We start from the raw sequence: 26,597 nt of genomic DNA on the forward strand, positions 1-26,597 counted from the left end.
TTGGCGCAGCCCCCTTCGCGTTGCGCTGCTACTTCGCAGGTGACTCGTTCTTTGGCCAGACGACAGCAATATGGAGATCATCGAGCTGTGCCTGATCGACGTCACCCGGTGCGTCGAACATCAAGTCGCGTGCCGACTGATTCTTCGGGAACGCCATGACCTCACGGAGTGTCGGCTCGGCAGCCAGAATCATGGCAATGCGATCGATGCCCGGAGCGATGCCACCGTGCGGTGGTGCGCCGTATTCAAACGCCCGCAGCAAGTGGCCGAAGCGCTCTTCGATCTGCGCATCTTCGTAGCCCATCAGCGCAAAGACCTGGCGCTGCAGTTCGCGCTGGTGAATACGAATTGAGCCGCCGCCGACTTCAAAGCCGTTGAGGACGATGTCGTACGCTTTGGCTCTGACTGCGCCCGGGTCACTCTCCAATAGCGGAATGTCCTCATCGAGCGGTGCGGTGAACGGGTGGTGCATGGCATCCCACCGCTGGCCGTCTTCGTCCCAACCCATGAGTGGGAAGTCGATGACCCAGCAGAACGCGGCGACTGTCGGATCGGTCAGCCCGAGCTCCTCACCAAATCGCTCACGCAGACGACCGAGCACGTTGGCCGCCACCTCAGCTCGATCGGCAACGAAGAGGATCAAGTCGCCGGCGCCGGCACCTGTTGCCGCTGCAATCGCATCCAGCTCTTCTGTCGAGAGGAACTTGGCAATTGGCGAGCGGACCGAACGGTCGCCATCAGCACCGGCTTCAAAAGCGAGCCAGGCGAGTCCCTTCGCTCCGAACTTCCGCGAGAACTCTGTCAGCTCATCGACCTGCTTACGCGTGACATCGGCCTTGCCCGGCACGGCGATGGCGCGCACCACACCACCGGACTCGACCGCGCCACGGAAGACGCCAAACTCGGACGCCGCTACAACGTCAGAGACGTCGGCAATCTCCAGACCGTAGCGCAGGTCCGGCTTGTCCGTGCCGAAGCGGCGCATCGCATCGTCGTAGGTCAGGCGCGGGAACGTCGATTCCTGCAAATTCATCTCAGTCAACCCAACGAGGTCGATGAACAGCCCCTCAGTGAGTTGCATGATCTGCTCCATGTCGACAAACGACATCTCCAGATCGAGCTGCGTGAACTCCGGTTGCCGATCGGCGCGCTGATCCTCGTCGCGGAAGCAGCGAGCGATCTGGTAATACCGATCCATGCCCGAGACCATCAGCAACTGCTTCATTTGTTGCGGCGACTGCGGCAGAGCATAGAACTGGCCAGTATACAGGCGGCTCGGCACGAGGTAATCCCGCGCGCCTTCCGGCGTGCTCTTGATCAGGATCGGCGTCTCGATCTCGACGAAGTCGCGATCATCCAGGTACTCACGGATCTTCTTGATGATCCGGTGTCGCAGGATGAGATTGTGCTGCATCTTCGGTCGGCGAAGGTCGAGGTAGCGGTACTCGAGTCGCAGCGATTCATCGACATCCGAATGATCATTGATCTCAAATGGCGTCGTCTTCGCCGCATTGAGAATCACGAGCTCGGAAACGACGACCTCGATGTCACCCGTGGCCATGTTCGGATTGCGCGTGCCCTCCGGCCGCAATTGCACCGTGCCTGTCACAGCAAGCACGAACTCGGATCGCACCTGCTCAGCGATGCGGTGCGCGTTGGGCGAGTCTTCCGGGTTGCAGACAACCTGGGTCAGCCCGTAGCGATCCCGAATGTCGAGGAAGATCAATCCGCCATGATCTCGGCGGCGATTGACCCAGCCTTTGACGGTCACAGTCCTGCCTGCGTCTTCGGCACGCAGCTCGCCACAGGTGCAATACGGTCGCAATTTGTCGATCGTCGTCATGCCTTCGTAGACCCTCCCCCAGTGGTTGATTGATGCTCCAGCTGTTTCACACGATTCCAGATAGTGAGGACCTCGTCGGGCGATGTCGCCCGTTCGTCGCCGAATACATGCGGATGGCGTCGCACGAGCTTTTCGCTCAGCGCCAGCACCGCGTCCTCAAAGGTGAAAAACCCGTGCTCTTCCGCGATCTGCGCCACCATCAGGACGTTCCCCAGGATGTCGCCAAGCTCTTCGGCGGCATTCGGCGCGTCACTGTTTGTCAGCGCCTGACGAAGCTCCTCGACTTCCTCACTGATGTAGTCGAGTGTCGTAGCTTCAGTCTGCTCACGATCCCACGGGCAACCATCCGGTCGGCGCAGGCGCGCGTAGATCTGGCGCAGGCCCGAGATTGATGTCGCGGCCTCTTCGTGCCGCGTACTGGGCACAAGAACGTAGTCGTCGCCGTTTGGCGTTGGCGGCTCGGCCAGGCCAAGTCGCGCTGTCAGGACAGCCGTTGAACCGGCGATTACGCCGTCGCCGCACCAGTTGGTGACGATGGTCGTCGCGCCGCTATCCAGCGCCAACAATCCAGCATCAAACGGGACTGCAGCGCGTGCCTGAGCGAGCGCCAGGGCATCGACAAATATCACTGGTCCGGCAATGTTCGGATACGGCCGACCCGTGGTAGTGATCGTTGCAGATTCGGCGAGGTGTTCGATGATGACGTCGGCGATACCGCCGAATGGGCCGGCCAGATAGATAACCCGGTCAACTCCGCGCTCGCGAGCCGCAGCAACGATGTTGTCGGCGATGCGTGTCGCTGTCTCACCGTCGATTTCGCCATCGAGCCAGTCATCATAGGTTCGCGTAGCGATGCCGAGTGCGCTGACCGATTCAGGAATCAATCGCGCAACGCGAGCAACGACTAGCACGGAATCAGGCGCTATGGCCGACAACTCGCCGTAATCACCTGCAAGCACTGCTATCGACAGCGTCATCCTGCCCGCTCCGAGCCGCGGTCATCGCCAAGGCTCAGCACTGCCATGAAGGCCTCTTGCGGGATTTCGACATTCCCAACCATCTTCATGCGTGCTTTGCCTTCCTTCTGCTTCTCCAGCAGCTTGCGCTTGCGCGTAATGTCGCCGCCGTAGCATTTGGAAAGGACGTTCTTGCGCATCGCCTTGATCGTCTCGCGCGAAATCACCCGACTGCCGATCGCCGCCTGAATCGGCACCTCGAACATCTGCCGCGGGATGAGCTGCTTGAGCTGTGCAACGAGCGCGCGACCGCGGGTGTAGGCGTCCTCGCGGTGCGTGATGAGCGACAGCGCATCGACTGGCACGCCATTCACCAACACATCGAGCTTGACCAGATCAGCGGCGCGCATGCTGTTGAACTGGTAGTCGAGCGACGCGTATCCCTGCGTGCGCGACTTGAGCTGATCGTAGAAGTCGACGATGAGTTCGCCGAGCGGCATGCCGAACTTGATCGATACGCGTTCCTCGTCGAGGTAATCCATCGCGTCGAACGCTCCGTGGCGCGTTGTCACGAGCTCCATGATGGTGCCGATATAGCGGGACGGCGCGATGATCGTGAGATCCATCCACGGCTCGCGGATCTCGGCGAGCTCACCAGATGGCGGCATGTCAGACGGGTTGTCGACGTGCAGGGTCTCGCCGTTGATCTTGCTGACCTCATACTCCACGCTCGGCGCAGTCGCCAGCAAGTCGAGCCCGTACTCGCGTTCAAGTCGCTCCTGCACGATCTCCATGTGGAGCAGGCCGAGAAACCCGCACCGAAAGCCAAACCCGAGGGCATCCGAAGACTCCGGGAGAAAGACCAGCGAGGCGTCGTTCAGCTTCAAACGTTCCAGCGCGTCGCGCAGATCCGGATAGTCTTCGCTGTTGACCGGGTAGAAGCCGGCAAACACCATTGGCTTTGCCGGGCGGTACCCTGCTAAAGGTTCCGTAGCGGGGCGCTGAGCGAGCGTGATTGTGTCGCCGACCTGAACGTCAGCGACTTCCTTTAGCCCGGTTGCAACGTACCCGACTTCGCCGGTTCGCAGTCCATTAACGGCCGTCATACTCGGACGGAAGACGCCGGTCTCAAGGATTTCCGCCTGCTTGCCGGTCGCCATCAGTCGGATGCGTGAGTCCTTGGGCAACACGCCGTCGACGATCTTCACGTACGCAATCACGCCTTTGTAGGCATCGTAATGTGAATCGAAGATCAACGCCCGCAATGGTGCTTCGGCATCGCCGCCCGGTGGCGGAATGTGCGCGACGATCGCCTCAAGGATCTCTGGGATACCAGCACCCGATTTCGCCGATGCTGGAATGATCTCGGAAGGCAGCAGCCCGATCAGATCGCCGACCTCCTGTGACACGCGCTCCGGCTGGGCATTTGGCAGGTCGATCTTGTTGATGACGGCAACCATCGCCAGGTCGTGTTCCAACGCGAGATAGACGTTGGCCAGCGTTTGGGCCTCGATACCCTGCGCAGCGTCGACGACGAGCAGCGCACCCTCGCAGGCCGCGAGTGTTCGGCTTACTTCGTAGGTGAAGTCAACGTGGCCGGGAGTATCGATCAGGTTGAGCTCGTAAGTTTCGCCATCGCTCGCGCGGTAATTCATGCGAACGGCGCGAGCCTTGATCGTAATGCCCTTCTCGCGCTCAAGGTCCATTGAGTCGAGAATCTGCTCGACCATTTCGCGCTGAGTCACCGTGCCGGTTTGCTCCAGCAGTCGGTCGGCGAGCGTCGATTTTCCATGATCGATATGGGCGATGATACCGAAATTGCGAATGCGTTGACGATCGTCCATCAGGTCGTGGGGTTCCTCTCGCCGTGCGGTGTTGGTGGTCGACAATCCAACGATCAAGTATACCGACCGGACGAACTCCGACGTTTGGCGACTTCCGCAGCCATTTGTGGCTTGTACATCCCGAATCGGCTATAATCCACTGGTTCGCTCGCCCAGCTGATGGGCGTGCTTTCTGTGTTCACGAACATGCTGTCATTCAGACAGAGGGGGAAGAGGTTGACGAACAGCAAGTCTGCTGCGAAGCGTGTACGGGTGGCAGAGCGCCGTCGAATTCGGAATCGCGTGTATCGCTCGGCGTCGCGCACACTGGTCCGCAAGGCGGAAGAGGCCATCGCGGCTGCTGAGCAGGAGGCCGCAAACGGAGCGGTGCTCAATGCCCAGGCTATGCTGGATCGTGCGGCCTCGAAGGGCATTATTCACCCGAACAATGCCGCTCGACGCAAGTCCCGCCTGATGGCCAAGTACAACAAGATGACGGCCGCGAGCTAATACGCTCGCCGTCGTGGTCCCGCGCTCATTCTGATAGCCTCGGCGATCTGTGCCACCAGTGCAACAATGATCGTCGAGGCTGTTTCATGCCCGGCCTTGATCGCTGTATCTGCCTCACGGAGCAGGTACGCTACGCGGAGGTTGGCCGAATCTGACAGATCGGGTTTCTTTCCTGTAACCGTCAATCGGCCGGTAGTGGTAGCGCTGGCTGCCGCAACGGCTGGCTGCCCGAATTCTCGAACGTGCCGCACGATTGCTCGCACCACGGCTTCCGACGAGATACTACCCATGATCTTCTCGGCCGGCTCGCCAGCTTCGAGCATGCGCTCCAGCTCCTGCAGAGCCGGACTCACCCGGCCCTCAAACACGAGATCCGTCAACCGGTAAGCGATGAACCCGCCGCGATCCTCCACCAGAAGCGCAACGAGATCTGCGTCAATCACGCCATCCGACGCAGTGACGAGCTTGTCAATCTCGGATGCGATCACGCGGGTGTCGGGTGTCGGGCCACTGTTCTTGCCACCGGCAGATTGCCAGCTGGTCGGATAAAGCAGGGTGAGCAGGTGCTGCGCCGCTTGCGGCTGAATCTCTGCGCCCTGCGCCCGAACGCGGTCGGTTACCCAGGCCAGCAGCTCACCGCCACGTGGAACGATGAAGGCTTCCTCACTCCAGGCAAGCGCTTTCGTCGCCTTCCGCACGTAATGATTTGGCGAAAGCGAACCGATGTGACGAAGGATGATGAACGTCGTTGGCGGACTCGACTTCAGTAGCGCATGCAGCTCGCCCCACGGGATGCGTCCGGCAGACTCTTCATCTGCGGCAGTGTCGCCCCCGCGCCGTGGTATCGCGAGCGGTTGTTGCAGGATGACGACGCGCTGACCGCCAAAGAATGGCGCGGCCTGCAGCGCGCTGGCTATCTCTGTAATCGTTGAGGATTGCACGTCGATCGAGATCGCGCTGAGTCCCTGCGGATCGAGCGATTGACGTAATTGAACTACGCGCTCGTCAATCAGCAACTCGTTGTCGCCATAGAGTAGTGTGCTCACTGCTGATCCCGGTCATTGCGGATGGACTTCACATGAAAGGAGTGGGCGAAGCGCGCTGCACCAGTTGGGCTAGTTTCAAGCCTGCATCTGCAGGTGGGAGTCCGGAGGAGCGGTTCCTGGGAATCGACCAACGACGCCCGAAAACTAGTGATGTTGGCTCGAAACGTTGTTTCCATCTGGCCGCGGTAATCGCCTCGCCCACAGGTGAGTATACCAACGGGGGCATATGCCGGGAATTGGCGCAGGCACTGCCACCCTGACTACAATGCAACGACGGAAGAGGAGTGGAGAACGTGACACGAATTGCGGTTACCCGCCGTATCGACCCCGGTGCGCGGTCGGTGCTGGAGAGCGCCGGTGAAGTGACGATGTGGGATAGTGATCTCCCGCCGGACCCGAGCCAGCTCGCTGAATTACTCGCCGATGCCGACGCCGGACTCACGCTGCTCACCGATCGGATCGATGGCTCGCTGCTTGATCAATGCTCGAAGCTGCGCGTGGTCAGCAACCTGGCGGTCGGTTACGACAACATCGATGTTCCGGCTTGCACGGCGCGAGGTGTCGCTGCCTGCACGACGCCGAACGTACTGACGCAAACGACCGCCGAGCTCGCTTTCACCCTGCTGCTGACGGTCGCCCGCCAGGTCATCCCGGCCGCCGACGCTGCCCGCAACGGGGACTGGAAGACGTGGTATCCGTTTCGATTTCTCGGTCGCGACCTTGCAGGCCTGACGCTCGGAATCGTTGGCCTCGGTCGCATTGGACTGGCAGTTGCCAAGATGGGCGAGGCGTTCGGAATGAACGTCATCTACGCTGGCGGGCGATCGAGTGACGAATTCCGCAAGGTCTCGCTCGACGAGCTGCTTCGTACTTCGGATATCGTCTCGCTGCACGTCCCCGCGACGCCAGCAACGCACCATCTCATTGGCCACGATGCGCTGGCGAGGATGAAACGAGACGCCATGCTCATCAACACCGCTCGCGGTTCAGTCATCGACACCGACGCACTGGTTGCGGCACTCAATGACGGTCGGCTCTTTGGGGTCGGACTCGATGTCACCGATCCGGAGCCGCTGCCGGCTGACCATCCGCTGTATGAGTTCGAGCGTGTCACGATCCTGCCGCACATCGCCAGCGCCAGCGAAGCGACGCGGCTCAAGATGTCGGACCTCGCGGCGAAGAACATCGTCGCGGTTCTCGAAAGAACCGAACCACCGCATTGCCTGAACCCGGAGGTGCTGACCGATGCCTGATTGCGGCGATGAGAACGCAGTTGTCATAACCGGCGTCGGATGTGTGTCGCCGGTCGGCATCGGCGCTACGAAATCGTGGGAAGCGATCCTCGCCGGCAAGGGTGGTGTCGTCCCCATCGATCGATTCGACGCCGACGGGTTCCCGGTCCAGATCGCTGCTCAGGTCCCAGACTTCAACGGCGGCGACTGGTTGTCTGCCAAAGAGGCACGCCGCACGGATCGCTTTATCCAATTCGCAGTGGCGGCGACGGATGAGGCAGTGGCACATGCCGGTCTGGACATCGCTGCCGAGATAGGCGACCGAGTCGGCGTCGTCATCGGATCGGCCATGGGTGGCATGGAGACAATCGATTCCGGGTTCGCCACCCTCGCCACAAAGGGACCAAATCGAGTCAGCCCGTTCTTCGTCCCGATGATGCTGGCCGATATGGCATCCGGAATCGTCTCAATCCGCCTCGGCGCACGCGGTGCCAACCTCGCAACGGTGAGCGCCTGCGCCAGTGGAGCGCACGCAATCGGTGAGGCAGCCGCGATGATCGCGCGCGGCGATGTTGATGTTGTCATTGCCGGTGGTTCCGAAGCTGCCATCACCCCTGCCGGTGTGGCTGGGTTCGCCGCTGCCGGGGCGCTTTCGACGCGGAACGACGATCCGGCTCGCGCCAGCCGTCCATTCGACCGCGAGCGCGACGGCTTCGTCCTTGGCGAAGGGGCGGGGATCGTCGTTCTTGAGTCGCTGCGGTTCGCTCGCCAGCGCGGCGCAACGATCCTGGCGAACGTCAGTGGGTACGGCGCGACAGCCGACGCGTCACACATCGTTCAGCCGGGGCCCGATGGCGAGGGTGCTGCGCGCGCCATGAGTCTCGCGATCGCCCGCGCTGGACTCACCTCGGCCGACATTTCCTACATCAAGGCCCACGGCACGTCGACGAAACTGAATGACGCGTTCGAAACGCGCTCTATCCGAACTGTATTCGGAGCCGACGCCCCACCTGTATCATCGACCAAAGGCGCAACTGGCCACCTGCTTGGTGCAGCCGGGGCAGTTGAGGCCGTCTTCTCCGTCCTCGCGTTGCAGTCGAAGACAATGCCGCCGACGATTAACTATGAAGTGCCAGACCCGGAATGTGACCTGGACTGCGTGCCGAACAAACCTCGCACGGCAGCGCTCAAGCACATCGTCAGCAACTCACTTGGCTTCGGTGGGCATAACGTCTCGCTTGTGTTCAGCGCTCCGAGCGCGACCGAATAACATTTCACAACAAAGCAAACAGGTGGCGGAGTTCCGCCTCCTGTTTGCGTTCTATCTCTGACTGAACTTAGTCGAGGTAGCCGCGCAACGTTCGGCTATAGGACGGATGGCGCAGCTTGCGCAGCGCCTTGGCCTCTATCTGCCGAATCCGTTCGCGGGTGATGCTGAATTCGCGGCCGACTTCTTCGAGCGTGCGGAACTTGCCGTCCTCAAGCCCGAACCGGAGGATGATGATCCGTCGCTCACGCTCGGTCAGCTTATCAAGCGCGTCTCCGATCTGACCTCGCAGAAGCTGCTGCGAGGCGAGTTCCAACGGCTGCGGCATCGACTCATCTTCGATGAAATCGCCGAGGAAGGCATCGCCTTCCTGACCAACCGGTGCTTCGAGCGACACAGGCAGGCGCGAGACGTCAAGCACCTGACGCACCTTCGCGATCGGCACATCCATCGCCCTGGCGATTTCCTCATGTGTCGCTTCGCGCTCGAAGATCTGCTGCAGACGGTGGCCCGTCTTCTTGACGCGGTTGATCGTCTCGCCGACGTGGACCGGCAGCCGAATCGTCCGACTCTGGTCAGAGATCGCGCGAGTGATGGCCTGGCGAATCCACCAGGTCGCGTAGGTCGAGAACTTGAATCCACGCCGGTAGTCGAACTTGTCGGTCGCCTTCATCAGACCGATGTTGCCCTCCTGGATCAGATCCAGGAATGACAGGCCACGTCCGACATACTTCTTCGCAACTGAGACAACGAGGCGCAGGTTTGCCTGGATCAGGTGAGCGCGCGCGCGCTCGCCATCCTCGCGATCGGACTCCAACTCTCGGCGTTCGGAATCTGTGGCGAAGTCGCCATTGGCAAGCCGGTCGGCGGCAAACAGCCCGCGCTCCATGCGCTTGGCCAGCCAGACTTCCTCCTGCATTGTGAGGAGATCCGTCTCACCAATTTCCTGAAGATACAGGCGCACAGAGTCAGTTGCACCTGGCGTAACGTACGTTTCAGGATCGTCGCGAGCCGGTTTCGCAAGTGCGTCGATATCAATCGTGCCGTTTGTTTGCTCGATGGACTTTGTGCGCGAAAACTGGAACCTGGATGCAGCAGGGCCTGGTGCAGGAGGCTGATCGATTATCTCAACATTGTACTCAAGAAGTGCAGACCAAAATTCGTCAATTGCAGCAATGTCTTCTTCCATCCGGGGAAACGCGGCAATGACCTCATCCGATAGCAGGAACCCCTGATCCTTGCCCTTGGATAGCAGGCTCGATACCATGCTCGAATGCCCCTCCCGCCCATGTTGTGCCAACTGCTACTGTGGCGATGAGGACGCGTCGGCCGTGTTCGCGAGGTGCCGCCGGCTGGCGTTGTGAGAGGTTCCCCAGAATGCCGGTCAATGTGAGAACACGAGTATCCTTATCGTCCAATGTGGATTCGCCTGTAGCTTGCCTTTTGCGGAGTATACGGCAGGTTTACCCATATTTCAATACACTGCCATGACGTCGCTCGGCACAGATGTTGCCGAATCGGCTTGTAACGGAGGAATCAGGTGATCACCCTTGGTGTCGATCCAGGATCAGCATTGCTCGGCTACGGACTGGTTCACGGTGAAGACGAGCCTCAGCTCATAACCTACGGAGTGGTCGCAACGACGACGGCTGAGACAACGGCAGAGCGACTGGTTCGGGTCTACGACGCCGTCTGGCAGCTGATCCGCGACCACGCGCCCGATGTCCTTGCGATCGAACAGCTCTTCTTTGCCCGCAACGTCACGACCGCACTCGGAGTAGGGCAGGCACGCGGAGTCGTGCTCCTGGCAGCGGCGCAGCACGGTATGCCGGTATTCGAGTACAAACCATCCGAGGTCAAGGAAGCGATATCCGGATACGGAAAGGCGACCAAGCAGCAGATGCAATACATGGTGCAGATGCTGCTGGGGATGACCGAGATTCCCACGCCGGACGACGCCGCCGACGCGCTGGCGGTCGCGATCTGTCATGTCCAGCGAAGTCGCTTCAGCCGCCAGTATGGGATTGCCAATCGATGACCGAGAAGCCCCGAAGAGTTCGCGCTGACGAGCTCATTGTCCAACTCGGATTGGCCGACTCACGATCGCAAGCCAAGGCGCTGATTCTTGCTGGAGACGTGCGTGCAGGTGATCGAGTGATCAACCGTCCAGCCGAAATGCTGGACGACAGTCTGGCGCTGACCCTGAAGGCGAAGCTGCCGTACGTCAGCCGCGGCGGACTGAAGCTCGAGCACGCGCTGGAAACCTTCGGCATCAGCGTCGAGGGCAGCGTGGCAGCCGACCTCGGCGCATCAACCGGCGGGTTCACGGACTGCATGCTTCAGCGTGGCGTGCGTCGTGTCTACGCGATCGACGTCGGCTACGGCCAGCTCGATTACCGGTTGCGTTCGGATGACCGCGTTGTCGTGATGGAGCGTGTCAACGCAAGGCACCTGGAAGCGCTGCCGGAGCCGGTTGAGCTGGTGTCCATTGATGTGTCGTTCATATCGCTCGCACTGATCCTGCCGGTCGCCTATCGGCTGTTGACGGATTCCGGCTCGTGCATCGCGCTTATCAAGCCGCAGTTTGAGGCTGGCAAACAGCATGTTGGCAAAGGCGGCGTCGTCCGCGATCTGAAGATCCGTCGACAGGTGATTGCTCAAACGATCGACACTGCCAGAACGATTGGATTCGGGGCGCGCGGACTGGTGCGCTCACCGATCACCGGGCCAGCCGGAAACGTTGAGTTTCTCGTCTGGCTCGACAAGCGTGCCGAGCTCGATGTCGGCCCGTCTTTCGACGCTCTCATCACACGAGAGGTGGGCGAATGAGCGATCCGTTCGTGGACATGATCCGGGCGCTGAATGCGGCCAGATCCGACATGATTGACGAAACGCTGGACGTTCGATCTGACACCAATCGTCGGCAGCGTACCGGCGCACCGGAAATCGTGTTCGGCGAAGGCAAGTCGGACGAGCAGATCGTCACGGCCTGCCGCAGTCTCCTGTCTGTCAATCCTCGTGTGATCGTCAGTCGGATCAATCGTGAGCGGGCTGAGGGCGTCGCCGCGGCAATCGGCGCGGTTGAGATCCAGCAGCCATTCGCCGGGCGGACGTGTGTTGTCGTGCGGGACGCTGCCGAGCGCGCTGAGGCGCTGGGTCGGATCGCCGTCATCACTGCCGGTACGTCTGACCTTGCCGTTGCCGGCGAGGCTGCGACGGTCGCAAGCGAGCTTGGTTGCGATGTCACGTTGATCGCTGACGTTGGGGTTGCTGGGCTTCATCGCCTTGTCCAGCCGCTGCGCTCTCTCGTCGCGAGCGGCGTCAGCGCGCTCATCGTCGCAGCCGGAATGGACGGAGCGTTGCCAACAGTCGTCGCTGGGCTCGTGGATGTCCCAGTGATCGGGCTCCCGACATCCGTTGGCTATGGCGTCGCGACCGGCGGCAATGCCGCACTCGGCACGATGCTCGCTTCCTGTGTGCCTGGTCTGGCCGTCGTCAATATCGACAATGGCGTTGGTGCCGGCGTGTTTGCGGCGAGGATTGTCAACGCAGGCGTGAAGTCGACGTAATGAGTTGTTTGCGTCTGACTGTCGGGCGGGTGGGAGATCTCTCACTGCGGTTCGAGATGACAAGAAGCGAGGATGACTGTCGGGTCGAACTGCTCGACATTGATAACGCTGTGGGTAGTTTGATGCTGTTTGGCGACCACGCAACATGTCTGAATAGCGCATGGCTGCTGACCTGGCGATTCAGGCTGGATGCTGCTTTCAGTCAGTCATCCTGCCGATACCGCGCCACTGTAAGGCGTGCCACCGCAGTGGCAACGGATATGGGGTCGATGTCGCGAGTTGCCAGTGATTCGAGCAGGCCGCCAATTTCCGCATCGTCCGCTGCCGCCTCGATCTCGCGCGTGAGCTGCCGCCGCGCGAGGCGAATCACTTCGCGCCGATCGCGGCGTGCGCGGCGCTTGCGACCTTCGCCGCTTGCCTCCAGGAACTGTCGGTGTTGGTCGATTCCGTCGACAAGAGCTTCAGTGTTGCGGTGTTCGCTGGCGACTGCCTCAATGATCGGCGGCGTCCACGGTCGAGCATCACTCAAGCGCAGCATCATCCGAGATCGCGGACCAGGTCGTGCGCTCCGGGGAGGTCAGCCTTGTTCACCACCAGAACGTCGGCGATCTCCAGCACACCGGCCTTGATCGCCTGAATGGCGTCGCCCGTGCCGGGGACCTGAATGAGCAACGTGGTGTCCGCCAGGTCGCCGACATCGACCTCGTCCTGACCGACGCCGACGGTCTCGATCAGGATCAGGTCAAACCCGTAGGCGTCCAGCAAATGGACGACTGCGCCAACGCCGATCGACAAGCCGCCCATCTCGCCTCGCGTCGCCATCGACCGGATGTAGACACCCGGGTCGTCATAGTTGTCGAGCATGCGGATGCGGTCGCCAAGGGTCGCCCCACCTGTCAGCGCACTCGATGGGTCAACGGCCACAACCGCGACGGACTGCCCACGACTCCGGTAGGCGCGAATCAGCGCGTTCGTGAGCGTGCTCTTGCCGGCACCCGGGGGGCCAGTGATGCCAACGACGTAAGCAGTGCCGGTCGAGCCGTAGAGGTCAGCCATAGCACGCATGCCGGTTGGGTTGCCGTTTTCGACCAGCGATATCAAGCGAGCGAGCGCGGCCCGATCGCCAGTGCGAAAGCGCTCGACCAGATCGCGGGGGGCAGTCGCCGTCACGAACCGCTCCGATCCGGCGCGTGCTCGCGGATGAATCGCACGGCCTCGTCCATCGGGGTGCCGGGACCGAATACGGCGGCAACGCCCAGCTCTCTCACGCGCGGGACATCCTCATTCGGGATCGTCCCACCTGCGACGACGAGCACATCGTCAACACCTGCCTTTTCGAGCTCGGCAAAGATTTTGGGAAAGAGGGCAAGGTGCGCGCCCGACAGGATCGAGAGACCGATGACATCGGCGTCCTCATCAATCGCAGCGCGCGCGATCATTTCGGGAGTCTGGAACAAGCCGGTGTAGATGACTTCCATACCGGCATCGCGCAGTGCGCGAACCATGACCTTAGCGCCGCGATCGTGTCCGTCCAGCCCCGGCTTCGCAACCAGCACCCGGATCGGTGTTGTGCGTGAACTCGCTTGACTGACCATGATGCTCCCCCTAGACGACGACTGTCTGCCTATATTCACCGTACACGTGTCGCAAGCAGTTCGTGATCTCACCGAGTGTGGCATACGCGTTCGCTGCGTCAATCAGGTACGGCATGACGTTTACACCATCGCTCGCGGCATTGCTGAGTCGCTCGAGTGCCGCGCGGTGCGCTCCCTCGTCGCGGTCGGCGCGCGTCTGACGCAGCCGCTCGATCTGCCGCGCTTCGCCGTGCGGGTCCATCTTCAGAATTGGGATGCCCGGCTCCTCGTCAGAACGGAATGCGTTCACGCCGATAACGATCTTGCGCTGCTCGACCAGCGCCTGCTCATAGCTGTACGAGCTGTCCGCGATCCTGCGCAGGAAATAGCCGTTTTCAATCGCCGGAATGACGCCGCCATACGAGTCAATTTCGTCAAAGATCGCTTGCACGCGCCACTCCATGTCGCTCGTCATCGCTTCGACTGCGTACGAGCCTCCGAGCGGATCGGCGATGTTCGTGACGCCGCTTTCGTGGGCGATGATCTGCTGGGTTCGGAGTGCGATCCTGGCTGCCCACTCACTCGGCAAAGCGATTGCCTCATCAAGCGAGTTCGTGTGCAAGCTCTGGGTGCCGCCGAGCGCTGCCGCCAACGCCTGGATCGTCGTCCGGATCGCGTTGTTCTCCGGCTCCTGCGCACTCAGCGAGCAACCGGCTGTCTGAGTGTGAAAGCGCATCCACAGCGAGCGCTCATTCTTCGCGCCGTAGCGTTCAAGCATCAGGCGCGCCCACATGCGTCGTGCTGCGCGGAATTTGCTGATCTCCTCGAAGAAATCGTTGTGGCAGTTAAAGAAGAACGATAGTCGCGGTGCAAACTCGTCGATGTCCAGTCCGCGGTCTATCGCAGCTTCAACGTAAGCCAGCCCGTCCGCCAGCGTAAATGCAAGCTCTTCGGCGGCTGTCGCGCCTGCCTCACGGATGTGATAGCCGGATATCGAAATCGAATTCCAGAGCGGCATCTCGCGAGTTGAAAACTCGATAGTGTCGGTAACGAGATTCATCGACGGGCGCGGCGGAAAGATGAACTCATTCTGCGAGGTGAACTCCTTCAGAATGTCGTTCTGGAGTGTTCCCCGGAGCTTACTGCGCGGCACGCCACGCTTCTCGGCTGCTGCGATGTACATTGCCCAGATAACCGCTGCTGGGCCATTGACTGTCATTGACGTTGTGACCTGATCGAGCGGGATCTGGTCGAGCAGTACTTCCATGTCAGCCAGAGACGACACCGCGACTCCGCACTTACCAAACTCACCCTCGGCAAGCGGATCGTCTGTGTCGCGTCCATAGAGTGTTGGGAGATCGAACGCGATCGACAACCCCGTTTCGCCATGGTCAAGCAGGTAGCGAAAGCGAGCATTGGTTTCCTCTGCTGAACCAAACCCGGCGAACATGCGGATCGTCCACAGCTTGCCGCGGTACATCGACCGGTGAATACCTCGGGTGAACGGGTAGGTGCCCGGATCGCCCAGGTCGCGATCGTAATCGAAGCCAGCAGCTTCCAGGTCTGCGGGCGTGTAGACCGCCTTCACCGGCGCGCCAGAGACAGTGGTGAACTCGCGATCCTCGGGCGGTGGGCCGACGTAGCGATCGTCGCCCGATATGCTGCTCAATGGTCCGACCATGGAACCCTCCTCACAGTACCGGTCTGTAGTCGGCGCCGTTGCCGACCGGAGGTGCAGATGGGCCGAGCGGGAATGCCCGCCCGACCCATACTCACGAGACCGAGATGTGTGCGGGAGGGCCGACACGCAGCGGCTCCTACCGCAGATTATCGCAGGTCGTTGACCACGCTAGGCTATTCGGTAGTCGTAGAAGCCCTCGCCGGATTTTCGCCCGAGTTTGCCGGCCACGACCATCTTGCGCAGCAACGGGCAGGGCCGATACTTCGGATCACCGAGATCGCGATGCAGAACCACGAGGATGTCCAGACAGACGTCGAGGCCGATCAGGTCGGCAAGTGCGAGCGGTCCCATGGGATGGTTCATGCCGAGCTTCATGACGGCATCAATGTTGTCGCGCGTCGCCACGCCCTCCATCAGGCAGAAGACCGCCTCGTTGATCATGGGCAGCAGAACCCGGTTTGAGACGAAGCCCGGGAAGTCGTTGACCTCGACTGGAGTTTTGCCGACGCGCTCAGCAAGCGCGACGACCGACGCCACGGTGTCGTCATCCGTCTCAAGCCCACGAATGATCTCGACAAGCTGCATGACCGGGACGGGATTGAAGAAGTGCATGCCGATGACCTGCTGCGGTCGACCCGTGGCGGCGCCAAGCATGGTGATTGGAATCGACGATGTGTTTGATGCGAGGATAGCCCGCTCGGGCGCAATCTCGTCCGCACGCTCGAAGATATTGCGCTTCACCTCGGCGACTTCGGGCACAGCCTCGATCACCAGATCGACGTCGGCGATCGGATCGAAGGAAAGTGACGTTTCGATCAGACCCAGCGCCAGATCCTTATCGCTCTCGCTGATACGTTCCTTGTCGACGCTGCGCTGGAGGTTGGCTCGAATCGTCGATATCCCGCGATCGAGACTCTCCTGGGCCACGTCAATCATCGTCACGGGAACGCCAGCTTGCGCGACGACCTGCGTGATGCCATTGCCCATCGTTCCACCGCCGACGACAGCAACCCGGCTCAGATCCATGCACCCATCCCTTCGTATCTCAGCATTCAGTTCACGCGCTTGATGAGCATTGTCAAACCCAGAGCACCGCTCGGTTGTATCACGCTTTCTCTGGCTTCGTCCCGGCAGCCGCTTTCTGGTTGAACTGGTTCATCGCCGGGGTCATCCCCTCGCGCATCCAGACGAGGACAGCGTCAACAGTCCGCTCGAGAACGGCATCGAGCTCGCGTCGCTCGGCATCGCTGAATCGGGCCAGCACGTAGGGGACGGTTGGGCCAGTTGCCGGTCGGGAAATGCCAATGCGAAGTCGCGGGAATGTATTCGTATGCACGCTGCGGATGATTGACGCGATCCCGTTGTGCCCGCCGTCGCTCCCTTCGGCGCGCAGCCGGATCGTTCCAAGCGGCAGATCCAGATCGTCGTAGACAATGAGGAGTCGATCGAGCGCTACCTTGTACCAGCGCACGAGCTGGTCGACCGCGATACCACTCTCGTTCATGAACGTCTGCGGCTGCGCAAGGACAACCCGCATGCCATCGAGGCGGGTTTCGACGATGTGTGCCTGGAATCTGGCTCGCGACGTACCCTCGGGAAGTCGCCGCTGCAGACGCTCAATGGCCATGAACCCGGCGTTGTGACGCGTGCCTTCGTAGCGGCGGCCCGGGTTGCCGAGCCCAACGATGAGCCAGACCTCTCCATCCCCTTGATTCAATGTTCTCCCATTCTCCTGACGACGACGGAATAGTCGCACCTGCTTGCCCCAATTCAGAATCAGGGGCGATTTCCCCCGATGGTATACTGCTGAGTCGTTGACACCCGACGTTGCCGGCGCTAATAGCACTGCGGACCCCGGAGTATTGCAATGAATCTTTTCGGCATGGGCACCCCGGAGATCCTGGTGATCATGGTCGTCGCCCTGATCATCTTCGGTCCAGGTAAGCTCCCTGAGATCGGCGCACAGGTCGGCAAGGCCGTGCGCGACTTCCGCCGTATGACCAAGGAAATGACGTCCGAATTCGAGGACTCCATTGGTGACGTTCAGTCTTCCGTCAACGAAGTGAAGCAGACCGTCTCTAACGTCCAGAAGGAGACCTCGGCAATCGCCGAGTCTATCCCGTCGTCGATCAGCGGGACAACCTCCAAGGCGGCCACAAAGCCACAGGCTGTAGCCGCTTCGAGCGAGGCGACGCGCGACGACCCGTTTGCCGATCTCGCTGCCTTGGACGAAATCGAAGTGGCCGAAGAGACACCGGCAACTTCTTCAAGCACCTAATCGGTCCTGGTCGCAACCCAGAGATACGCCGTGCCCCAGCGATCGTTACGGACGACAAGTTCGCCATGCAAGTGGAGCATCTGCGGTAGTTCAGGTGGGTTGGCGTGGCCTGACCCATAGGCCAATCGTGCCAGCCAGCCGCGGAAACGCGCGAACGGGCCACGTCGATACGCCCCGCCGAGCAGAACGTGCAACTGCCCACCTGTCGTGAGCACGCGCTGGATTTCCTGAAGTACCTGCTCAGAGTAGATCCATGGCCCTGGATACGTTGCCGTAACCACCTGGACGCTCGCGTCCAGCAGGGGCACTGCTTCTGCAGATGCGCGGATGACCGTGACTCCTCGCCCGTGCGCTCGCTTCGCCATCGCGCGCGATGGGTCGATCCCAATTGCGAGACGATCGCAGCGCCGTGCCGCGTTCAGGAGCCTTCCATCACCGCATCCGATGTCAAGCAACCGGCCATCCGGCACGGATTCCAGCAGATCGCGTCGTCGGCCATCCCAGGCCGCGCCCATCAACAGTCGTCCTGCTGGCTCATGCAGCAGGGCTAAACGGCCATACAGCAGGGCGAAGGCGCGTGCCAACAGCGTTCTGCGCAAATCAGACACGACCCATACCGCCTGCTGGCATACTAGCGACCATGATGATGCAGTCTCACAATTCGTTCGTTCTCGAAGCTACCGACGGACGGGCGCGTGTTGGCCGCCTCAGCCTGCCGCGCGGAGAAGTTCGCACCCCCGCATTCATGCCGGTTGGCACTCAGGCGTCGGTGAAATCGCTCGACCCGGATGATATCCGCAGCACGGGAAGCCAGATCATTCTGGCAAACACCTATCACCTCATGCTGCGCCCGGGCGCGGACGCTTTGCAAAAACTCGGCGGAGTCAGCCGCTTCATGCGCTGGGGTGGACCTGTTCTCACCGACTCAGGCGGATTTCAGGTGTTCAGTCTGGCCGGCAGCCGAAAGCTGACTGACGAGGGCGTCGTGTTCCGATCGCACCTCGACGGCAGCCAGCACCTGCTGACCCCTGAAATCGCCATGGAGCTGCAGTTCAAGTTCGGTTCCGACATTACGATGGCCCTCGATGTGTTGGCCGGATTCGATGATTCGGAGTCCGCGCAAGTGGACGCGATGCGCCGCACCCACGCCTGGCTGCCGCGGAACAGCAAGCGCTTCCGCGAGCTCCACGAAAGCGACTCGCCGCGTGTCTTGCTCTTCGGCATCGCCCAGGGTGGCTTCGATGCCAACCGGAGACAGGAGTCGGCTGCATTTGTCGCCGCGTCGGATATCGACGGATGCGCGATCGGCGGCCTCAGCGTCGGCGAGCCGAAGGAGACGATGGCTGAGATGCTTGACGCGTCCATCAGCGGTCTCCCTGACGATCGCCCTCGCTACCTGATGGGCGTCGGTTCACCAGAAGACCTGTGGAATGGCGTCGCGGCCGGCGTGGATATGTTCGATTGCGTCCTACCAACGCGCGTTGCCCGTCGCGGCGCGCTGTTCACTCGCGAGGGGCGTATTGACATAACAGCAGCACGCTACAAGGTGCTGGACGAACCGATCGAGGCGGATTGCGACTGCTATGCCTGTCAGACGTTCAGCGCCGCCTATATCCATCACCTGTTTCGCGCGCGGGAACTGTTGGCCTACCGACTGGCATCGATTCACAATGTCCGCTTTCTCGTCAGGCAGATGGAGCAGATGGAGGATGCTATTCGGCGCGGTGCGTTCGCCGCAGAGCGCCGCGCATTCATCGACACCTATCAGCCGGCCAATCAGCGCATCGCCGCCGAGCAGCGCGCCAAGCACCGTGCGGCGCGAGCGCGCGATTTCGCACGCTGATCCATGGCCGCAGATGACACAACCCACGTCGGTGTCTCAGAGGGTTTCCTGAACGGCGAGATCATGCTTCGGACTCCTGCGTCTCAAATGCGGCGTGCCTGGATCGTGCTGGGCGCAGCATCGCTCGCGACGTTGCTTCTGCTTGTCGCGCTGATTACCGCGTCCATCTGGGTCAGTCGTCACGCTACCGAGCCGCGCAATGCGCACATAACCTTTGTCAGTGGGACGGGAGCGCTGGTGCGCTCGCCTGGCGATTCAGGCTGGCGGTTGATTGGGTCTGATGAACGCGTTGAGGAAGGGGACAGTATCTCGACGACACTGGGCACGGTCGTGACACTGGAGGCATTCGACGGCACGACGTTCGAGATTTCAGAAGACTCGGTCGTGACCATCCGGCGCATGCGATCGTCGAGATTCATCCAGCGAACCAAGTTGATTGAGCTCGAGCCCGAGCGCGGCGCTATCTACGTCAACATGCAGCCGGCCGCCGAGTATGGGTACAGCGAGGTTGTCGTTGAGGCAGCTGGTGCGCGCGTCGTGATGGCATCTGAAAGAGCTCGCCAGCAAGCAGGCTCGTTCCTCTTCGAAGTCATCTCGCAACTGACGAGACTCGCGGGCGATCACCAGCGTTCGCACGGCGGTTCTGCGCGGACGGCGACGGTGACGCATTCCGGAAACGAGCTGGTTCTGACTGATGACCAGCAAACGGTCATCTCACCAACGGGCGAGTTTGGAGACATCACCCGGCCTGTGCGTGAGCTTATCGTCAACGGTGCGTTCCAAAGCGGCATGGATGGTTGGATCGACTTCCGCCAGCAAAACCCGGAACACGCGGGCGTCGTGCCGCTGAATGCGTCCGTGGAGCTGGTCCCGGACAAGACACCCAACGGTGACGTGATCGCGCTGGAGATCAGCCGACCATCGTCGGCGGGCGGCGGAGTAGTGCAGGCCGGCGTCCGCCAGCACATCGGCAAGACACTCCGCGTCGTCACGTCGTTGCGACTGCAACTGGATGTCCAGATAACCGACCAGGTACCGGCCGGCGGCGGGAATGACCTCAATCAGTTCCCCCTGATCGTGACCATGAACTACATTGACCTGGAAGGCAAAGAACGAATCTGGTCGCACGGCTATTATGCGATCGACGATCCAGCTCATCCGGTTGATGAGTTTCGGGCGTCGCGGATCGAGCGCGATGAATGGCGGCGAGTGTCGTTCGACTTGAGCAATCTATCGCCGTTACCAAGCCAGATAACGTCGATCGTGGTGTACGCTTCTGGCGAGAGCTTTCAGACACGGATTGCAAACGTGTCACTCACCACAGGCGAATTGCTCCGAAATTCGGGGGCAGCGGCTGCAGTAGATGCGCCGTAGGTCGCCCCTCTGACTGCGTCCCACAGGAGGAAGTGACGTTTCATGGCGCGGATCAGCATTATCGGTAGTGGCTACGTCGGACTCGTCTATGCCGCTGCGTTTGCAGACCTTGGGAACGACGTCGTCGGCATCGACATTAATGCCGAGAAAGTCGAACTCCTGCAGCAGGGCGAGTGCCCGATTTATGAACCGGGACTCCCGGAGATCCTCGCGCGCAACCTTCAGGCTGGCCGGCTGCGATTTACTACATCGTACGCAGATGCAGTGCCCAGCTCGCAGTTCGTCTTCATTTGCGTGGACACACCGCAATCATTCAACGGCGAAGCCGATATGCGCGCCGTCCGGCGGGCCGCCACCACGACGGCTGAGCACCTCACGGGCCACACGGTCATCGTCAACAAGAGCACGATGCCGATCGGCTCGGGCGACCTGGTCGCGAAGATTCTTGAAGAGCACATCAGCGGTGATGCGACATTCGCTGTTGTCAGTAACCCTGAGTTTCTCCGAGAAGGCTCGGCTGTGCACGATGTCATGCACCCGGAGCGAGTTGTCCTCGGCTCGGACCGCAAAGAAGCCGCCGAGAAGGTGGCCAGCCTGTACAGCGTGCTGAACGCCCCGATAGTCGTTACCGACCTGCGGTCGGCAGAGATGATCAAGTATGCGTCGAATGCGTTCTTGGCGACGAAGATCTCGTTCATTAATGAGATCGCGCGAATTTGCGAGCGCGTCGGCGCAGACGTGACCGTCGTCTCGAAGGGCATGGGCCATGACCCACGGATCGGCTCGCTCTTCCTGGAGGCAGGTATCGGATATGGCGGCTCCTGTTTCCCGAAGGACGTCAGCGCGCTCGCCTATATGGCCGAAGAAGCCAACACGCACCCGCAACTGCTGCGCGCCGTCATCGAGATCAACAACGATCAGCGCCGCCGGTTCGTTCAGAAGCTGCAAACACACCTCGGGGACCTGAACGAGCGCAAGATCGGCATCTGGGGGCTGGCATTCAAGCAGAACACCGACGACATGCGCGAATCTCCGGCAGTGGACATCATCCGGATGATCGAGCAGCGTGGCGGGCAAGTGCGCGCGTACGACCCTGCTGCGGCTGAGACGGCTCGACCGCTGCTCCCAAACATCGACATTTGCGACAACCCATATGACGTGGTCGATGGCGCTGACGCGCTGTGCGTTGTCACTCCGTGGAACGAATTCAAGCAGGCCAACCTTGGACGAGTTGCCGAAATGATGCGCACACCGCTGCTCCTTGATGGCCGCAACATTTACGAACCCGAAGAAGTCAGAGCGCATGGATTGACCTATGTCGGCGTCGGAAGGTAAGTACCAGCCGGTCTGGGACAGTGAGGCCGCCGGACCGGTTGAAGTCGGCATCGACATCATCGAGATCGAACGCATTGCACACACGTTGGAACGCTTTGGCGATCGATTCCTGAACCGCGTCTACTCTCCGCGAGAGCGCGAACGCTACGGCAAGCGCGTGCAGGAACTCGCGGCACGGTTCGCGGCCAAGGAGGCGACAATGAAGGCGCTAGGCACTGGCGTACGCGGTGTTCGATGGCGCGACATTGAGGTGTTGCCCAATCGGCGGGGCAAGCCAATCCTCGTCCTGCACGAGACTGCACAACGGCGCGCGGATCTACTCGGATTCCAGCACTTCGCAGTGTCGCTGACTCATTCACGGGGCGAGGCGATGGCGATTGTCATCGCGACGAAACAGGCCAACGATTTGCTATGACGGTCCTGGTCACAGGCGACGAGATGGCCGAAGCTGAGCGCCGCACGATGGATTCGGGCATTAGTGGCCCCGAACTCATGCGCCGCGCCGCGATCGCTATTGCCGACTGGGTCGAAGCGCACTGCGTGTCAGCAGGCTCTGTGGTCGGACTTGTCGGCCCGGGAAACAATGGCGGCGACACGCTGGTTGCGCTCGGCATCCTCGGCGCACGTGGATGGCGAAGCAGAGCTGTCTTTGTCAGTCGAGACGAATTCGGCGATTTGCCGCTGGGTACCGACGAGCAGGCAACTATCGAGGTCGTTGATTTCACTTCGGCAAATGATGCAGACGTGATCCTCGACGGCATCTACGGCTTTCGCAGCCGACCGACTCTGCCAGCACACGTCGCGTCACTCTGCAACGCCGTATCGCGCGCCAGGGCAGCGTCCGGCGCACGCGTCATCGCCATTGACACGCCGTCTGGAATTGACGTAACGACTGGCGAAGCGACGAACGCAACGCTCCATGCAGATGTCACGCTGTGTTTGGCGTTACCCAAGGTCGGTCTGACGCGTGAGCCGGCTGCAAACTTCGTTGGCGAACTTGAGCTGATTGACATCGGCATCCTGCCGCCGGACATCCCTGGCCGCGAACAGCTGATGGATCGAGCATCGATTGCCGAACTCCTCCCGGAGCGCCGAGCCAACGCGCATAAGAGCAACGTCGGTGCTGTCCTGATCGTCGGTGGGGCACCCACCTATTTCGGCGCACCGCGGCTGTCGGCGGAGGCTGCCCTGCGAATCGGAGCAGGGCTGGTCGCCGCCGCAATTCCTTCCCCGATCGTGCCGGTGCTGGCGACCCAGGTGCCGGAGGCAGTCGTCGTCCCGTGCGACGGTGACGACAGCATTCCGGCCATCGCCCGCTTCGTGCACGAGCGCGACTCGATGCTGCGCGCGATGGTCATTGGCCCGGGGCTAGGGCGCAGCGACCATGCGTCAGACATGCTCACCGCGCTACTCGGAGACCAAGCGCCCGACGACATCCGTCGCCGCCTGAAAGTGATCGACGCAGACGCGCTCAACTGGATGTCCGAGCAGCCTGCGCCGCCTGCCGGTCTGACTGCTGGGACGGCAGTGCTCACGCCACACCCCGGTGAGATGAGCCGCCTGCTGCACTGCAGCACAAGCGAGGTGCTTACCGACCCGGCAGAGACCGCGCGTCGAGCGGCAGCGAAATTCGAGCAGGTGGTTATTCTCAAATCCGGCCATTCGCCGGTCGCTCATCCGGACGGGCGGGTCTGGCTAGCGCAGCGCACCACGCCCGAATTGGCCACGGCCGGAACCGGCGATGTGCTCGCCGGCATCATTGGCGGTCTGCTTGCGCAAGGGCTGTCGCCATGGGATGCAGCTCGCGCAGGCGTCTTTGTCGGCGCGCAGGCCGGTAAGCGTGCGACGAGCCTTCAGGGTACAGTAGGCGTGGTTGCTCGCGATGTGATCAACGAGTTGGGCCGCGCATATCTGGATGTCCAAAGTCCAGGTTGGCAAAGGTGGAGATGAGGAGGGGAGGGGAGTCCAGGTGTTGAGCACTGATTCACAGGTTGCGACGATCATGACTCGCGATGTCATCACCGTGTCGCCGGATACGAGCGTCACCGATGTTGCGCGATTGATGACCGACCACGACATTTCCGGCATCCCCGTCGTTGCAAACGGGTTTCTCGTTGGTCTCGTGACTGAAGTCGACGTCGTCTCACGCGAGATCGATGTCGATCCGCCAGCCTACGGGACATTCCTCGACGCGGTCTTTCGCTTTCCGTGGGACCGCTCTGACGAGGAGCTTCGCCGTGTGCTCGCCACTACGGCCGGGGATCTGATGACCCGCGAGGTCCGAACCATTCGAGCGGAGGACCTGATTCGCGACGCGGCAAACATGATGTTCAAGCAGAGCGTGAATCCATTGCCGGTAGTTGATGCAGATGGTCGAGTGATCGGGATCGTGTCCCGATCTGACATCGTCCGCCTTGTTGCGGACGCCGCTGATATCGCTGAAGGGAGCGCCGAAGGGCGTGGCTGACCCAAAGACCTCATCGCTGGCGTCGAGCCTGGAATCAGTTGGTGAGACGCGCGCGATTGTTGATCTCGACGCATATGCGCACAACATCGCGGTCTTGCGTGCTGCTGCGCCGGAAGACGCGGCATTCATGGCGGTCGTCAAGGCGGACGCGTATGGGCACGGCCTCGTTGAATGTGGCCGCATGGCTCAAGAAGTCGGCTGCGAGTGGCTCGGAGTCGCGCGCATCGTTGAGGCGCTCCGCCTCCGTGATGCCGGCATCGATCTGCCGATCCTGGTGCTTGGCCCCCCGGTATCGACGGAGCTCGCAACCGCGATCCAGCGCGGTGTAACGCTGGCTGCCGGAAGCTGGTCGATGGTCGGGCGCATCCGGGAGACGGCAGCTGACGTCGGCGCGACCGCACGCGTTCACGTGAAAGTCGACATCGGCATGCGTCGCTACGGGTTCCTTCCGGACGATGTCGGCGATGCCGTAACACAGATCAGCGCGATGCCGGAGATCGAGATCGACGGTGTGTTCAGCCACTTCTCCAGCGCAGACGAGCCGGGAGCGGAGCCGACTGGCCAGCAAATAGAGATCTTCAGTTCTGCGGTCGAAGCAGTCCGGGCGGCAGGTGTCGACCCGCGCTGGGTCCATCTCTCCAACAGTGCCGGAATCATCACCGGACGAACCGGCCCGACCAACATGGTGCGTTCGGGCGCGGCGACTTATGGGCTTTCGCCTTCCCCCGAAGTGCCGTGCGACGATCGATTCCGACCGGTCATGTCGATTCGCAGTGTCGTGGCCCGCGTCAGCGAGGCAACTCTCGATTGCGGCGTGTCATACAACTACCTCTACCGCACGACGACCGAAGAGAAGCTGGCAACGATCCCGATCGGTTACGCCGACGGCATGCCTCGCCCGTTGGCGAATCAGGGTTGGTTCGTCATCGGCGGCCAACGTCGCCCGATTCGCGGGCGCGTCTGCATGGATCAAACGATTGTCGGAGATGCCGATGGCGTCAGCGAAGGCGATGAGGTGATCATCGTCGGGTCGCCTGACGACGGTGCCATGTCGTTCGAGGACATCGGCCCGATGGCTGCGACAAACAACTATGAGGTCGCCACTCGGCTGATGGCGCGAGTGCCGCGCCTCTACATTCGCAACGGCGAGCCGGTCGCGGTTGAGCACCTGCTCAGCGACGCGACGGTTCGCGCTGCTGAATCGGCCCGCGCATAGCAAAAGCGGCCGGTAACGTGTTACCGGCCGCTTTCAGATTCAATTGACTAGCCTTGCTGGAGTCCTCCAGCATCGTGCAACAACGACTCAACATCGCGCTGAACCACAAACGTACGCCCGGACATCTCGTCGCGAACGTAGCCGAGGTGCCGTTCATCCATCCAGCGATAGATGGTCGGACGGGTCACACCCAGACGCTGTGCGGCAGCGCCGATCGACACCAGCTCGGATGGTTCGTACGCACGATACTTCGCCATCGACAGCATCCCGCCCAGCGGTGTCTCCCAGAACGACCGCGGCACTGTGTAGTCCTCGGCCATCGGTGGCCAGAACAGCAACTGCAAGACGCTATCAATCGCTTCAAGCACACGATCTTTTGGCTCGCGAACCTCGCCGCGGGCAAGCTGCGCGAGGCGAAGGAGATCCTGTCCCAGAGGACCACTTCGCAAAGTCGCCATGTTGAGCGGGCGCTCAGCATCGGGGAAAAGCTGGCTCACCAAGCGATGATGGTGGCTGTAGACAATCCGGAGCGCATCATCGATCACTCCTTGATAGTCAGTACGTTCGCCCTCCACGCCTGCTC

At 61.3% G+C, this 26,597-nt stretch carries 24 protein-coding genes and 3 pseudogenes; 14 read left to right on the forward strand and 13 right to left on the reverse strand.

Annotated elements, in window-relative coordinates:
- Positions 1-28: 28 nt before the first annotated feature.
- The 3 genes from aspS to lepA are packed head-to-tail and all read right to left on the reverse strand — an operon-like array spanning position 29 to position 4,643.
- Complete coding sequence (gene aspS / locus M9890_04985; GenBank protein MCO5176317.1) at positions 29-1,843, reverse strand: aspartate--tRNA ligase; 1,815 nt, start codon at positions 1,841-1,843, stop codon at positions 29-31.
- Positions 1,840-2,820, reverse strand: a complete 981-nt coding sequence (locus M9890_04990; GenBank protein ID MCO5176318.1) for a hypothetical protein — start codon at positions 2,818-2,820, stop codon at positions 1,840-1,842. Before M9890_04990 ends, aspS begins: the two co-directional genes overlap by 4 nt.
- Positions 2,817-4,643 (reverse strand): translation elongation factor 4, encoded by a 1,827-nt coding sequence (lepA, locus tag M9890_04995; protein MCO5176319.1) that lies wholly within the window; start codon positions 4,641-4,643, stop codon positions 2,817-2,819. Before lepA ends, M9890_04990 begins: the two co-directional genes overlap by 4 nt.
- 216 nt (positions 4,644-4,859) lie before the next feature.
- Between lepA and rpsT the strand changes: the two genes are divergently transcribed.
- Positions 4,860-5,132, forward strand: coding sequence for a 30S ribosomal protein S20 (gene rpsT / locus M9890_05000; GenBank protein ID MCO5176320.1), 273 nt, complete (start codon positions 4,860-4,862; stop codon positions 5,130-5,132).
- Here rpsT and M9890_05005 read toward each other — a convergent pair.
- Positions 5,129-6,178 carry a hypothetical protein gene (locus M9890_05005; protein ID MCO5176321.1) on the reverse strand — a complete coding sequence of 350 codons (1,050 nt, stop codon included), beginning with the start codon at positions 6,176-6,178 and terminating at the stop codon, positions 5,129-5,131. The two genes, rpsT and M9890_05005, sit on opposite strands and share 4 nt — an antisense overlap.
- Before the next feature lie 293 nt (positions 6,179-6,471).
- On the opposite strand from M9890_05005, the gene M9890_05010 reads away from it, so the two are divergent.
- Together M9890_05010 and fabF are read left to right on the forward strand one after the other, a co-directional pair.
- On the forward strand, positions 6,472-7,431 hold the full coding sequence (locus M9890_05010; protein MCO5176322.1) for a D-glycerate dehydrogenase: 960 nt from the start codon (positions 6,472-6,474) through the stop codon (positions 7,429-7,431).
- Complete coding sequence (gene fabF, locus M9890_05015) at positions 7,424-8,680, forward strand: beta-ketoacyl-ACP synthase II (GenBank protein ID MCO5176323.1); 1,257 nt, start codon at positions 7,424-7,426, stop codon at positions 8,678-8,680. Before M9890_05010 ends, fabF begins: the two co-directional genes overlap by 8 nt.
- A 67-nt stretch (positions 8,681-8,747) precedes the next feature.
- Here the strand turns inward: fabF and rpoD are convergent.
- A pseudogene (gene rpoD, locus M9890_05020) lies at positions 8,748-9,647 on the reverse strand (RNA polymerase sigma factor RpoD).
- Positions 9,648-9,845: 198 nt separating this feature from the next.
- Positions 9,846-9,944, reverse strand: a pseudogene (locus tag M9890_05025) (hypothetical protein).
- 273 nt (positions 9,945-10,217) lie between these two features.
- On the opposite strand from M9890_05025, the gene ruvC reads away from it, so the two are divergent.
- From ruvC to larB, 3 genes are read left to right on the forward strand one after another with little or no spacing between them, the layout of a single operon-like run.
- Complete coding sequence (gene ruvC / locus M9890_05030; GenBank protein MCO5176324.1) at positions 10,218-10,715, forward strand: crossover junction endodeoxyribonuclease RuvC; 498 nt, start codon at positions 10,218-10,220, stop codon at positions 10,713-10,715.
- A complete protein-coding gene (locus M9890_05035; protein ID MCO5176325.1) occupies positions 10,712-11,506 on the forward strand; it encodes a TlyA family RNA methyltransferase in 795 nt (264 codons plus the stop codon). Before ruvC ends, M9890_05035 begins: the two co-directional genes overlap by 4 nt.
- On the forward strand, positions 11,503-12,246 hold the full coding sequence (gene larB / locus M9890_05040) for a nickel pincer cofactor biosynthesis protein LarB (GenBank protein ID MCO5176326.1): 744 nt from the start codon (positions 11,503-11,505) through the stop codon (positions 12,244-12,246). Before M9890_05035 ends, larB begins: the two co-directional genes overlap by 4 nt.
- A 202-nt stretch (positions 12,247-12,448) precedes the next feature.
- Here the strand turns inward: larB and meaB are convergent.
- The 5 genes and pseudogenes from meaB to pth all read right to left on the reverse strand — a co-directional run bounded on the left by meaB (position 12,449) and on the right by pth (position 17,218).
- Positions 12,449-13,311: pseudogene (meaB, locus tag M9890_05045) on the reverse strand (methylmalonyl Co-A mutase-associated GTPase MeaB).
- 101 nt (positions 13,312-13,412) lie between these two features.
- Entirely contained in the window at positions 13,413-13,841 is a 429-nt protein-coding gene (locus M9890_05050; GenBank protein ID MCO5176327.1) for a cobalamin B12-binding domain-containing protein, read from the reverse strand.
- A gap of 10 nt (positions 13,842-13,851) precedes the next feature.
- Entirely contained in the window at positions 13,852-15,501 is a 1,650-nt protein-coding gene (locus M9890_05055; protein MCO5176328.1) for a methylmalonyl-CoA mutase family protein, read from the reverse strand.
- Between the two features lie 168 nt (positions 15,502-15,669).
- Positions 15,670-16,527, reverse strand: coding sequence for a 3-hydroxybutyryl-CoA dehydrogenase (locus M9890_05060; protein MCO5176329.1), 858 nt, complete (start codon positions 16,525-16,527; stop codon positions 15,670-15,672).
- A gap of 79 nt (positions 16,528-16,606) precedes the next feature.
- Positions 16,607-17,218: an aminoacyl-tRNA hydrolase gene (gene pth, locus M9890_05065; GenBank protein MCO5176330.1), complete on the reverse strand. Its 612-nt coding sequence runs from the start codon at positions 17,216-17,218 to the stop codon at positions 16,607-16,609.
- Positions 17,219-17,383: 165 nt separating this feature from the next.
- On the opposite strand from pth, the gene tatA reads away from it, so the two are divergent.
- Positions 17,384-17,779, forward strand: coding sequence for a twin-arginine translocase TatA/TatE family subunit (gene tatA / locus M9890_05070; GenBank protein MCO5176331.1), 396 nt, complete (start codon positions 17,384-17,386; stop codon positions 17,777-17,779).
- On the opposite strand, the gene M9890_05075 is transcribed toward tatA, so the two are convergent.
- Positions 17,776-18,387 carry a class I SAM-dependent methyltransferase gene (locus M9890_05075; GenBank protein ID MCO5176332.1) on the reverse strand — a complete coding sequence of 204 codons (612 nt, stop codon included), beginning with the start codon at positions 18,385-18,387 and terminating at the stop codon, positions 17,776-17,778. The two genes, tatA and M9890_05075, sit on opposite strands and share 4 nt — an antisense overlap.
- 38 nt (positions 18,388-18,425) lie before the next feature.
- Here M9890_05075 and tgt point away from each other — a divergent pair, with 38 nt between their 5' ends.
- The 7 genes from tgt to alr are packed head-to-tail and all read left to right on the forward strand — an operon-like array spanning position 18,426 to position 26,014.
- The gene (tgt, locus tag M9890_05080) at positions 18,426-19,622 is read left to right on the forward strand and encodes a tRNA guanosine(34) transglycosylase Tgt (GenBank protein ID MCO5176333.1); all 1,197 of its coding nucleotides are present in this window, start codon (positions 18,426-18,428) and stop codon (positions 19,620-19,622) included.
- Between the two features lie 3 nt (positions 19,623-19,625).
- Entirely contained in the window at positions 19,626-20,996 is a 1,371-nt protein-coding gene (locus tag M9890_05085; GenBank protein ID MCO5176334.1) for a hypothetical protein, read from the forward strand.
- 42 nt (positions 20,997-21,038) lie between these two features.
- A complete protein-coding gene (locus M9890_05090) occupies positions 21,039-22,331 on the forward strand; it encodes a UDP-glucose/GDP-mannose dehydrogenase family protein (GenBank protein MCO5176335.1) in 1,293 nt (430 codons plus the stop codon).
- On the forward strand, positions 22,312-22,746 hold the full coding sequence (gene acpS / locus M9890_05095; protein ID MCO5176336.1) for a holo-ACP synthase: 435 nt from the start codon (positions 22,312-22,314) through the stop codon (positions 22,744-22,746). The genes M9890_05090 and acpS overlap by 20 nt, the downstream gene beginning before the upstream one ends.
- Entirely contained in the window at positions 22,743-24,281 is a 1,539-nt protein-coding gene (locus M9890_05100; protein ID MCO5176337.1) for an NAD(P)H-hydrate dehydratase, read from the forward strand. The genes acpS and M9890_05100 overlap by 4 nt, the downstream gene beginning before the upstream one ends.
- A 22-nt stretch (positions 24,282-24,303) precedes the next feature.
- Positions 24,304-24,798 (forward strand): CBS domain-containing protein, encoded by a 495-nt coding sequence (locus M9890_05105; protein MCO5176338.1) that lies wholly within the window; start codon positions 24,304-24,306, stop codon positions 24,796-24,798.
- A complete protein-coding gene (gene alr / locus M9890_05110; GenBank protein MCO5176339.1) occupies positions 24,791-26,014 on the forward strand; it encodes an alanine racemase in 1,224 nt (407 codons plus the stop codon). The genes M9890_05105 and alr overlap by 8 nt, the downstream gene beginning before the upstream one ends.
- A 47-nt stretch (positions 26,015-26,061) precedes the next feature.
- Here alr and M9890_05115 read toward each other — a convergent pair whose 3' ends face one another.
- Entirely contained in the window at positions 26,062-26,589 is a 528-nt protein-coding gene (locus M9890_05115) for an excisionase family DNA-binding protein (protein ID MCO5176340.1), read from the reverse strand.
- Positions 26,590-26,597 lie beyond the last annotated feature (8 nt).

The sequence above is a fragment of the Thermomicrobiales bacterium genome, assembly GCA_023954495.1.
Lineage (GTDB): Bacteria > Chloroflexota > Chloroflexia > Thermomicrobiales > CFX8 > JAMLIA01.

Excerpts from the sequence above, each read along its gene's own strand:
- aspS (MCO5176317.1), bottom strand. The coding sequence starts at position 1,843 with ATGACGACGATCGACAAATTGCGACCGTATTGCACCTGTGGCGAGCTG.
- M9890_04990 (MCO5176318.1), bottom strand. The coding sequence starts at position 2,820 with ATGACGCTGTCGATAGCAGTGCTTGCAGGTGATTACGGCGAGTTGTCG.
- lepA (MCO5176319.1), bottom strand. The coding sequence starts at position 4,643 with ATGGACGATCGTCAACGCATTCGCAATTTCGGTATCATCGCCCATATC.
- fabF (MCO5176323.1), top strand. The coding sequence starts at position 7,424 with ATGCCTGATTGCGGCGATGAGAACGCAGTTGTCATAACCGGCGTCGGA.
- M9890_05035 (MCO5176325.1), top strand. The coding sequence starts at position 10,712 with ATGACCGAGAAGCCCCGAAGAGTTCGCGCTGACGAGCTCATTGTCCAA.
- larB (MCO5176326.1), top strand. The coding sequence starts at position 11,503 with ATGAGCGATCCGTTCGTGGACATGATCCGGGCGCTGAATGCGGCCAGA.
- M9890_05050 (MCO5176327.1), bottom strand. The coding sequence starts at position 13,841 with ATGGTCAGTCAAGCGAGTTCACGCACAACACCGATCCGGGTGCTGGTT.
- M9890_05055 (MCO5176328.1), bottom strand. The coding sequence starts at position 15,501 with ATGGTCGGACCATTGAGCAGCATATCGGGCGACGATCGCTACGTCGGC.
- M9890_05060 (MCO5176329.1), bottom strand. The coding sequence starts at position 16,527 with ATGGATCTGAGCCGGGTTGCTGTCGTCGGCGGTGGAACGATGGGCAAT.
- tatA (MCO5176331.1), top strand. The coding sequence starts at position 17,384 with ATGGGCACCCCGGAGATCCTGGTGATCATGGTCGTCGCCCTGATCATC.
- tgt (MCO5176333.1), top strand. The coding sequence starts at position 18,426 with ATGCAGTCTCACAATTCGTTCGTTCTCGAAGCTACCGACGGACGGGCG.
- M9890_05085 (MCO5176334.1), top strand. The coding sequence starts at position 19,626 with ATGGCCGCAGATGACACAACCCACGTCGGTGTCTCAGAGGGTTTCCTG.
- M9890_05090 (MCO5176335.1), top strand. The coding sequence starts at position 21,039 with ATGGCGCGGATCAGCATTATCGGTAGTGGCTACGTCGGACTCGTCTAT.
- acpS (MCO5176336.1), top strand. The coding sequence starts at position 22,312 with ATGTCGGCGTCGGAAGGTAAGTACCAGCCGGTCTGGGACAGTGAGGCC.
- M9890_05100 (MCO5176337.1), top strand. The coding sequence starts at position 22,743 with ATGACGGTCCTGGTCACAGGCGACGAGATGGCCGAAGCTGAGCGCCGC.